The sequence below is a fragment of the Desemzia sp. FAM 23988 genome, assembly GCF_045528365.1.
Classification (GTDB): Bacteria; Bacillota; Bacilli; order Lactobacillales; family Carnobacteriaceae; genus Desemzia.
Window position 1 is genome coordinate 20,136 of the sequence record NZ_JBGQQS010000030.1, and the last position, 8,865, is coordinate 29,000.

The following is an 8,865-nucleotide window of genomic DNA, read 5'->3' on the forward strand; positions in this document are numbered from 1 at the left end:
GAAAATGAGGGATAAACTATGTCTGTATTGAACGTTAAACTTCCCTCGCAGGAAGTAACTTATGATTTAAAAATTGAAAAAGGATTACTCAACAGCATCAGTCATGAAGTCTCAAGAGTCTTTACTGGGGCTAAAATCGCCATTGTCACAGATGAGACTGTGCATGAACACTACGGAAAATCCGTCACTAAAGACTTGAAAACAGCGGGCTTTGAGGTGCAGTGCATTGTTCTTCCTCCTGGCGAACAAACCAAGACTTTTGATTCGATGCCCAAAATTTATAGTGAGTTAGCCGAATTCGGTTTAACTCGAAGTGACTTAATGATCGCTTTGGGTGGGGGCGTCATCGGCGATATCACTGGTTTCGCAGCTTCGTCTTACTTAAGAGGCATCTCCTATGTCCAGATCCCTACCACGCTGCTCGCTCAAGTTGACAGCAGTGTCGGCGGAAAAGTGGGTGTCGATTTACCAGAAGGGAAAAATTTAGTTGGGGCTTTTTACCATCCGATTCTTGTTTTGATCGATCCTTTAGTGTTGGAGACATTGACTGATTCAGCTTTTGCTGATGGAATGGCTGAAGTGATCAAATATGGCTGCATCAAAGACCTGGATCTATTTGATCGTCTCATGGAGTTCTATTCACGGACAGAAGTCATGCAGCACATTGAGTGGATCATTGAAACGTGCTGCACGATCAAACAAACGGTGGTGCAAGCAGACGAAAAAGATGTGGGTGAGCGTATGCTGCTGAACTTCGGGCACACATTGGGACATGCGATCGAAGCTTACTACCATTATGAAAAATACACTCATGGTCAAGGCGTTGCCATTGGTATGGTCGCGATATCAAGAATCGCAGAAAAACAGCAGCTGACTAAAGCAGGAGCCACTGATAGACTAGCGGCGCTCTTACAGCAGCATCATTTACCTACACAACTAGCGTCTCTTGAGGATTACCCTAGATTATTGCCTTACATCACTAAAGACAAAAAAAATATCGAGGGACATTTGACGGTGATCCTTTTAGCTGACATCGGCTCTGCCCAAAGGCATCAAACAGCTCTTTCATTCTTTGATTCTTTAAAAACTGGAGGGAAAACAGCATGACGAATTTAACTTTGACTCCTAAAAAACTAACTGGAGAAGTCACTGTCCCACCCTCTAAAAGTATGGCTCATCGAGCAGTGATTTGTGCCAGTTTGGCAACAGGCCGCAGCACAATCAAAAATATCCAGCTATCAGATGACATTATTGCTACTATTGAAGGCATGCGCTCGTTTGGAGCAGTCATTTCCTATGACCATCAGACATTGACTATTGATGGAGCAGGTTTTGGTACAGCTTCCCAGAGTCGCACGATCGATTGCAATGAGTCAGGCTCTACACTGCGCTTTTTAATTCCCTTAGCGACATTATTTGCCGGGGAAACCCATTTTGTCGGTAAAGGACAATTAGGCAAACGTCCACTTGAACCTTATCAAGAACTATTTGCAAATCAATCTCTCCCTTACCATTTGGCTGATTCAAAAAACTTGCACTTATCCGTCAAAGGACCACTAACTCCTGGAATATATGAAATGCGCGGCGATATCAGCTCGCAATTCATTACCGGCATGCTGCTGACTTTGCCCTTACTAAATGGAGACTCTGTCTTGAAAATCACGACTCATTTGGAATCAAAAGGCTACATCGATTTGACCCTTTCTGTGTTGAGATCATTTGGCATTGTTGTCAAACAAGATGAAAATGGACAAGAATTCCGGATTAAAGGCAATCAGGCTTATACAGCCCGTCAATACGAAGTAGAAGGAGATTATTCGCAAGCGGCATTCTGGCTGAGTGCAAATGCACTAGGAAATACTCTTTCCGTAACAGGTTTAGATTCCTCTTCTCTACAAGGAGATCGTGCTATTATAGATGTTTTAAATACATTGAGCACCGGATCTAATGAGAGCGAACACATCATCGACGGAGCCCAAATACCGGATATCATTCCAGTTGTTGCTTTAGTTGCTTCATTAAGTAAAGGCAAAACAACGATTACCAATTTGGAACGATTGCGAATCAAAGAAAGCGATCGTTTAGTTGCTACTCAAAAAGAGTTAGCTGCTTTAGGAGCGCATATTGAAATCATAGAAGATTCACTGTTGATTGAAGGAGTTTCTCAATTAGCAGGCGGTCAAGATGTTTGGAGCCATAAGGACCATCGAATAGCTATGATGTTGGCTATTGCTTCAACTGTCTGCCTTGATCCGATTCACGTAAAAGACAGCGACTGTGTCAAAAAGTCTTATCCTGATTTTTGGGAAATATTTCAGCAACTAGGAGGAGAAATTCATGAGCGGAATATGGGGTAACAATTTACAACTTTCATTATTTGGAGAATCACATGGTGTCGCTATCGGAATCACTATCAATGGCCTGCCGCCAGGTTTGGAATTGGATATGGAACAAGTCTTAATTGAAATGGCGCGTAGAGCACCGGGAAAAAATGCATTGACCACACCAAGAAAAGAAAAAGACCATCCAGAGATCTTAAGCGGACTTTTAGATGGTAAAACAACTGGTGCACCATTGACAGCTATCATCTGGAACACCAATACACGCTCAAAAGATTACAGTGTGCTGAAAAATGTCATGCGTCCAGGACAAGCCGATTACCCTGGACGTGTCCGTTACAATGGGCACAACGACCATCGAGGCAGCGGCCACTTCTCAGGACGGATTACTGCTCCATTAGTATTTGCAGGGGCTATTTGCCAACAATGGCTGGCACAAAAAGGCGTTACGATAGGCGCTCACATTCAATCTATTGGAACGATTGAAGACACGACTTTTAATGATCAAGAAAATGTCACATTGGAACAAATCAAGCAGTTAAAAGGACAGCAACTTCCCCTCTTTGATGCTGAAAAAGAAGCGGCAATGACCGAGCTGATTTTAGAGGCAAAAGAAGACGGCGATTCTGTAGGTGGCATTGTTGAGACATTTATCTTGGGATTAGATGCCGGGTATGGAAATCCATTCTTTGATTCGGTTGAATCTCAATTGGCTCACCTCGTATTCGCTGTTCCAGCCATCAAAGGAATTGAATTTGGTACAGGGTTCGACATCACTAAGATGCGTGGATCCGAAGCCAACGATGAATACTACTACGATGAACAAGGCCAGATCAAAACGCGTACCAACAACAATGGCGGAATCATCGGCGGAATTACATACGGGATGCCGGTCGTCTTTCGAGCTGCTGTAAAACCACCTGCTTCCATCAAGAAAAAACAGCAAACGATCAACATCCAAGAAGGCACAGAAACCGAACTGGAAGTCGAAGGTCGCCACGATCCTTGTATCGTACCGCGTGTATTGCCAGTCTTAGAAGCAGTTACCGCTATCGGTTTGATGGACTTGATGCTGGGAGGACAATCGAATGAGTGAACTAGAACAATATCGCAAAGACATTGATGCAATTGATCAAGAGTTGACTCGTTTGTTTGAATTGCGTTTGAACACAGTTTTAAAAGTTGGGCAGTATAAAAAAGAACATGATTTACCGGTACTAGATGCTAGCCGCGAACAAGCGGTCATCGAGAAAAATATTAGTCGTTTAAAAGACCCGCAATTCGAACCGCAAGTCACTCAGTTTTTTCAATCTATGATGGATATTACGAAGGAAACACAAGAGAAGCTGTAGTTGAAGTATCGAAAATCAATTTGCGTGCCCTTTTGACAAATTTTACGCCCGAAAAGGAACGCAAATTAGTTTTGCGTTCCTTTTTTGTGGCAATCTCACCATAAAGGTAACGTAACTAAATTTTGCGTTCCCTTTTTCCAAATCATTCATACATAAGGGAACGCAAAAAAACAAGAACGATGTATTCTCGCTTTTTTTCTGATTTTGCTCCGGCTGACTAGCCTATTTAATCTTTAGTATCAAATTCTATTCGATTTCAGCATAAATAAATAATGGTGATCTCTCCATCATTCGAAACTTTACTGGTGCCATGATGTTTATTATTTTTATTTTCTCATTCGATAATATAGCCGTCAGCGTCCTCTTCTGTAGAAATAATAGTGGTGTCTCCTAAATGATTTCTGTATTCTTCTCTGATCAATTCTTCAGCTTTAGATTGGGATATGGTTGAACAACCACTTAATATAAGCATAAGAGTTACACTGGCTAAGAAAAACTTGATCTTCATAAAGCAGCACCTTCCGTCTTTAGTTTTATTTTTCTACTTTGATTATAACCGTTTACGTTATTTATACACCACTTTACAAAAAAATTAGTCACTAGGTTTCTGTCTAACCCACCGGTTAAAAGCAGCTAAAAGTGAGAATGAATTTATCCTATCTTCGAGTGAAAGGACGAAGTTGTAGAAAAATAGTTCCTGCTGGATACGCATCCCGATTATCTGTTTCTTCGTAAGCGCACTTTCTTCCTTCAAATGGGTATACTCTTGCTGGTGGAACGGAAGAAGCTGTACACAACTATAGGCAACGGCAATCAGGTTTAAGTACACTTCAACACCGATTTTGCTTCTGACCATATAATTCCCGAAAGACCAAAAGGTCTTGTGCTCATAAAAGAGAACTTCTATGGCCCAACGGCGGCCATAGAAGAAGTAGGGCAACAAGGTATCCCGTGATTGGTAGGGAATATCCGGACAAAAAGAATCCTTTGCCTTTTCACCTAATGCCAGCTCCTCTGGAAAGATGGTACTGAGAAATAAACGGTAAGAGGATGGATCTTTCGGATTGACCGCTGTTACAGTGGCGTAAACGAGGTTGCTAAACAAGGTAGTCATTACTTTTCTCGTCCCGACCCAATAATCTCCGACCTTCAAGGAGAGGTCAAAATCGGCTTGGAGGTCCAGTGCACGCCCTTTTTTTGGCGGGCGCCCTCGTTTGCCCGTTGGAGCTGGCGGCAAGTCAAAAAGTCGGGTGTCTTTCCTTACGTTCGCAATCAATTCCAGTCCGAGTGTCTCGGATACTGCCTTCCGAACTGCCCCTTTTGGATACCAACTGTCACATAATAGGATTGCTTTTTTCCCGATAGGGAAATGAAGCATGGCTTGTCCCACCATGTCTGCAGCAATTCCTAACTTATTTTCCCGTTCCGCACGCAGCCGATAGCCAAGAGGAATGCTCAAGTACCTTACGGTCCCCTGAACAGTGACTGGGACACTGATGACCAAGCCGACAAAACAGTGCCCCTTCAAATAGTTACTTCCGTTGTGACGCGCGTGATCGAACATCACTTGGTACTCCTCGAAGTGCGTGCCGAACTTCGGCTGCAAGGTATCGTCAATGATAAGAAATACGGGATATTCTTCGTTCTCACGGGGAATACAAGTGAGAGCCAACTTAGTAGTAGCGTGGCTCAAGCTGGAAAATGACGCCTTGTCAGACGAAAAAAGATAGTAGTAGGCATTCAAGCTTTTTGGACTGATAATTTTTAGGAACCATTGGTAAACGTACCGAATCGAATGGACTCCCTGTATGGACAGGATAGCAAGCAACAATAGAAAGATTTTGTCCGCCGTAGGGCGGGGCATGCCGACAAAATATGGTGAAAAATAGTTCCTTAAGCTATGGATTGTGAATCCCTTTTGGTATAATGGGTTCATAACAACCAACTCCCTTTTTTGTTGGTTTTTTTGTCAAATCAATCATACAAAAAAGTCAGGGTTGTTTGTATTTTTATGTCCTCCATTACTTAAAAAGTTGTAAAGTGGTGTTAATAACTATAAAGCACATAATTTTAGGAGAATAAATGAAAGTATATTTTGAAGTAACTTATGCAGAAATGAATAAAATTAATGAAAAAATTGTGTATTTAACAGCAAATATTAAAAAGATAAAATTGTTTTATGCGATGATGGGCTTTGTACTATCTTTCTTTGCTAGTATCTACTATTTAACAATGATGTATGTTTTGTTTATTTCATTGTTAGTTGGACTATTTATCTATGTCTACGGTGCAAAGCAACTAATCAAGTTCCAAAACTTTTTAACTACCTTTCAGATAAAAGAGAGATTTCCAAGATTGTATTCTTTTAGTTTTAATAAAGAGCATTTTATTTATGAGAGACAAACGTCACCTAAAACTGCATATAAAACTCCTTGGTCTAACGTTAGCTCAGCTGCAGAATTTGATGATTTTTATCTTTTATACGTTAAACAGACAGGTAAAGTTTTTGTCTTGAAAAAAACGATTACTAAGCAATCAGAGATGAAAAATGAACTGTTTCAAGAAAAGTTGAATGACTTACTGTTGAAAAAGGGTTTATTATAAGATTGGAGATATTATGCACTATACCTATACACTTGATGAAAAAGATTTTAAAGAAGCATGTTTTAATTCCGTCCATGTATTAAAGTTTATTCAAAGAAGTAGAATACTCTATTCAATATTTTATTCTTTGTTATTATTCGTATTATTACCTTTTCTAGGAGTAATTACTGCTACGCCTCTTATTACTAGAGTATCTATATTTATCGTTGGGTATGTGATACTTAGCACTATTATGTATTTTTGGGCCTATCAAGAACGTCTATTTAACATAGATAGAAAAAGACGGGGTGCTCCTAAAAAATGGACCGTTCAAGAAGAAGTGAGTTTGTTTGAAGATAAGCTTGTAGAGAGTAGTAATCATGTACAAAAAACGATTTATTGGAAAGATATTGCGGGGGTTTACGAAACAAATAATAACTTCATTCTTTATCTAGATTCGAAAAGTTTAGATTTTTTAATTATAAAGAAAGCTGATGGGATCCTAAAAGATAAAAATGTGGAAAAATTCTTTCATATACTACGACAAAAATCTAATCAAATTTAAAATAAAATAAATAGTCCTTTAGATTCAGTACACTACTGCAGTGGATCTAAAGGACTATTTTAATTTAATTAACTAGGAAACCCAGTAAAACCTGCAATTATTAAAGCTATAAAACTACCGATTGCAGCTGGTCCGCTCGCTGCTGCCGCCGCGGAGATAACAATCAAAACGAAAATTCCGGCAGCAGCTGCGCTAACATTTTTTAAAAAGTCTACTTGTTCTTGTGAAATATCAGGGAAATTAAATTTAGAAACTAAAGTTACGCGACAAGTAAGATTTAACGTACCCATTTCGGTTTCAATGTCTTTTTTATATAAATCTATATGACAATAGGTTTCATCTCCTTTAATTTCAAGACTAACACCAATGGTTCCATTATAGATACCAAATGCAAATGATTCTAAGGTTTCTTCAATCAATGACAGTCCAAAAGAAGTTAAAACCGAACTATCTTCACCCAGATTTTCTTCTATACTACCTTCTATCTCTCCATTTGTTACATTGAACGTCAATCCTTCTATTTCTCCTTCAAGAGTATAATCAACTGAAGCAGAAGTCTCAAGACGATAAGTTAATGCATCAACTAAAGTATAAGTTTGATTAAATTTAAATTGTGGTGAAAGCAAGAAATAATGATCAGATAATAGAAGAGAGCTTTCGGCAGTAATTCAACGTTTTTCCGATATCTTTATTTAATTACCTATTCATGTTACCTTATATTAAATAACATAAGGAGAAGAGAATAATATGCAAGCAAATTATACAATCTCTTATAACGATTACCAAAAAGCAGTTTTGGAAATAAATAATAAAATACCTATTTACAGCAAAACCAAGCTTCGTACAACTTTACTTGCAACATTCTTTTTCTTTTGGATTCTTCCTTTTTCTTCTTATATCATTAAGCTTGTGTTTACATTCTTTTTTTTCTATTGATTCACTATTTTCTTTTTGACCGAGGCGTACATTTCTATTTAAAAATCTTATTGCACCGCAAAGGTAAAGAAAGTAATTATCCTAAAAAAGTCACTGTTTTAATCAGCGAAAAGCAATTTATTTATAAAAGTGAGAAGAATGAATTTACCGTGCCATGGAAATCTATTACATTAGCTGTAGAAACAAATGAAATGTATATTTTCTACTCCTCATCTATTTCTACGTTTTATATTGTTAAGAAAGAAACTGACACTTCTACTAACTTTTCAGAGTTTGATCGAACCATCAAAAATATACTAACCGAAAATTCAATATTACTGAAATAATTTTAAAGAATAGAGAGGATTAGATAATGAAAGTCACTTATGCCATAACCTTAAATGATATAAAAGAAACTTGCTCCGAAGCTGTCAACGTACTTTCTCCTTTTAAAAAAAGAAGAATACTATTCTCGTTAACATTCCCTTTTGTTAGTCTACTGTTTCTTTTCTTGCCATTTTTTGAATTACTTGCGCTATATGCTGTTATTCCCATAGCTATGATTTATTATTACTTTTATGGCTATGCACAAGATATCTTATTTACATCTTTAAAGAAACAAAGATACAAACATTCTCCAAAGGACATAGAAATTGAATTGACTCTTGATGAGAATCTTTTGATAGTAAAACAATCTGCTATCACTCGAAAAATCAATCCGGAAGCCATTATCTCCAAGGTTGAAAAAGAAGATAAATATATCCTCTTCTTGTCGGAGGATACTCTTGATTTCATTATTATTAAAAAAAGCCCCAAAAATTTGACACCAGAAGATATACAAAATTTTAATAAACTACTTCAAAAGTATATATAATCAAGCAGCAAGCAAGTTAATCTAAAAAAGAGCGAAAAATCATTATCTAATGAACCACTCCCCGTCAAGTAGACAGGTTAAAAAACAAAATAATTGTTTACCCTACCACGTTGAATAAGATGCTCAACGTGGTATTTTTTTATGAGGCTAAAGAACGGTACTCCGAAGGAGTTAAACCGTTAAATTTTGGTACATAACGCTTATGCATATAAAATTGAATGTAATCATCGATTCCGT

The 8,865-nt window shown here is 38.1% G+C and carries 12 protein-coding genes; 8 read left to right on the forward strand and 4 right to left on the reverse strand.

Annotated features, from left to right (window positions below):
• Positions 1 to 18 precede the first annotated feature (18 nt).
• The 4 genes from aroB to ACEN4L_RS12395 are packed head-to-tail and all read left to right on the forward strand — an operon-like array spanning position 19 to position 3,691.
• Positions 19 to 1,107, forward strand: a complete 1,089-nt coding sequence (gene aroB, locus ACEN4L_RS12380; RefSeq protein WP_407096625.1) for a 3-dehydroquinate synthase — start codon at positions 19 to 21, stop codon at positions 1,105 to 1,107.
• On the forward strand, positions 1,104 to 2,357 hold the full coding sequence (gene aroA, locus ACEN4L_RS12385; RefSeq protein ID WP_407096626.1) for a 3-phosphoshikimate 1-carboxyvinyltransferase: 1,254 nt from the start codon (positions 1,104 to 1,106) through the stop codon (positions 2,355 to 2,357). The genes aroB and aroA overlap by 4 nt, the downstream gene beginning before the upstream one ends.
• Positions 2,338 to 3,435, forward strand: a complete 1,098-nt coding sequence (aroC, locus tag ACEN4L_RS12390; RefSeq protein WP_407096627.1) for a chorismate synthase — start codon at positions 2,338 to 2,340, stop codon at positions 3,433 to 3,435. Before aroA ends, aroC begins: the two co-directional genes overlap by 20 nt.
• Entirely contained in the window at positions 3,428 to 3,691 is a 264-nt protein-coding gene (locus tag ACEN4L_RS12395) for a chorismate mutase (protein WP_407096628.1), read from the forward strand. The genes aroC and ACEN4L_RS12395 overlap by 8 nt, the downstream gene beginning before the upstream one ends.
• A gap of 334 nt (positions 3,692 to 4,025) precedes the next feature.
• Here the strand turns inward: ACEN4L_RS12395 and ACEN4L_RS12400 are convergent, their stop codons facing one another.
• Positions 4,026 to 4,199: a hypothetical protein gene (locus ACEN4L_RS12400; RefSeq protein WP_407096629.1), complete on the reverse strand. Its 174-nt coding sequence runs from the start codon at positions 4,197 to 4,199 to the stop codon at positions 4,026 to 4,028.
• A gap of 84 nt (positions 4,200 to 4,283) precedes the next feature.
• Positions 4,284 to 5,627 (reverse strand): transposase, encoded by a 1,344-nt coding sequence (locus ACEN4L_RS12405; RefSeq protein WP_407096630.1) that lies wholly within the window; start codon positions 5,625 to 5,627, stop codon positions 4,284 to 4,286.
• Between the two features lie 146 nt (positions 5,628 to 5,773).
• On the opposite strand from ACEN4L_RS12405, the gene ACEN4L_RS12410 reads away from it, so the two are divergent.
• Positions 5,774 to 6,295: a hypothetical protein gene (locus ACEN4L_RS12410; RefSeq protein WP_407096631.1), complete on the forward strand. Its 522-nt coding sequence runs from the start codon at positions 5,774 to 5,776 to the stop codon at positions 6,293 to 6,295.
• Between the two features lie 13 nt (positions 6,296 to 6,308).
• Positions 6,309 to 6,839 (forward strand): YcxB family protein, encoded by a 531-nt coding sequence (locus ACEN4L_RS12415; RefSeq protein WP_407096632.1) that lies wholly within the window; start codon positions 6,309 to 6,311, stop codon positions 6,837 to 6,839.
• Positions 6,840 to 6,907: 68 nt separating this feature from the next.
• Here ACEN4L_RS12415 and ACEN4L_RS12420 read toward each other — a convergent pair whose 3' ends face one another.
• Complete coding sequence (locus ACEN4L_RS12420; RefSeq protein ID WP_407096633.1) at positions 6,908 to 7,465, reverse strand: hypothetical protein; 558 nt, start codon at positions 7,463 to 7,465, stop codon at positions 6,908 to 6,910.
• A gap of 360 nt (positions 7,466 to 7,825) precedes the next feature.
• On the opposite strand from ACEN4L_RS12420, the gene ACEN4L_RS12425 reads away from it, so the two are divergent.
• Together ACEN4L_RS12425 and ACEN4L_RS12430 are read left to right on the forward strand one after the other, a co-directional pair.
• The gene (locus ACEN4L_RS12425; protein WP_407096634.1) at positions 7,826 to 8,101 is read left to right on the forward strand and encodes a YcxB family protein; all 276 of its coding nucleotides are present in this window, start codon (positions 7,826 to 7,828) and stop codon (positions 8,099 to 8,101) included.
• A gap of 26 nt (positions 8,102 to 8,127) precedes the next feature.
• A complete protein-coding gene (locus ACEN4L_RS12430) occupies positions 8,128 to 8,628 on the forward strand; it encodes a hypothetical protein (protein WP_407096636.1) in 501 nt (166 codons plus the stop codon).
• Positions 8,629 to 8,767: 139 nt separating this feature from the next.
• On the opposite strand, the gene ACEN4L_RS12435 is transcribed toward ACEN4L_RS12430, so the two are convergent.
• A complete protein-coding gene (locus ACEN4L_RS12435) occupies positions 8,768 to 8,860 on the reverse strand; it encodes an IS3 family transposase (protein ID WP_407096640.1) in 93 nt (30 codons plus the stop codon).
• Between the last annotated feature and the right edge of the window lie 5 nt (positions 8,861 to 8,865).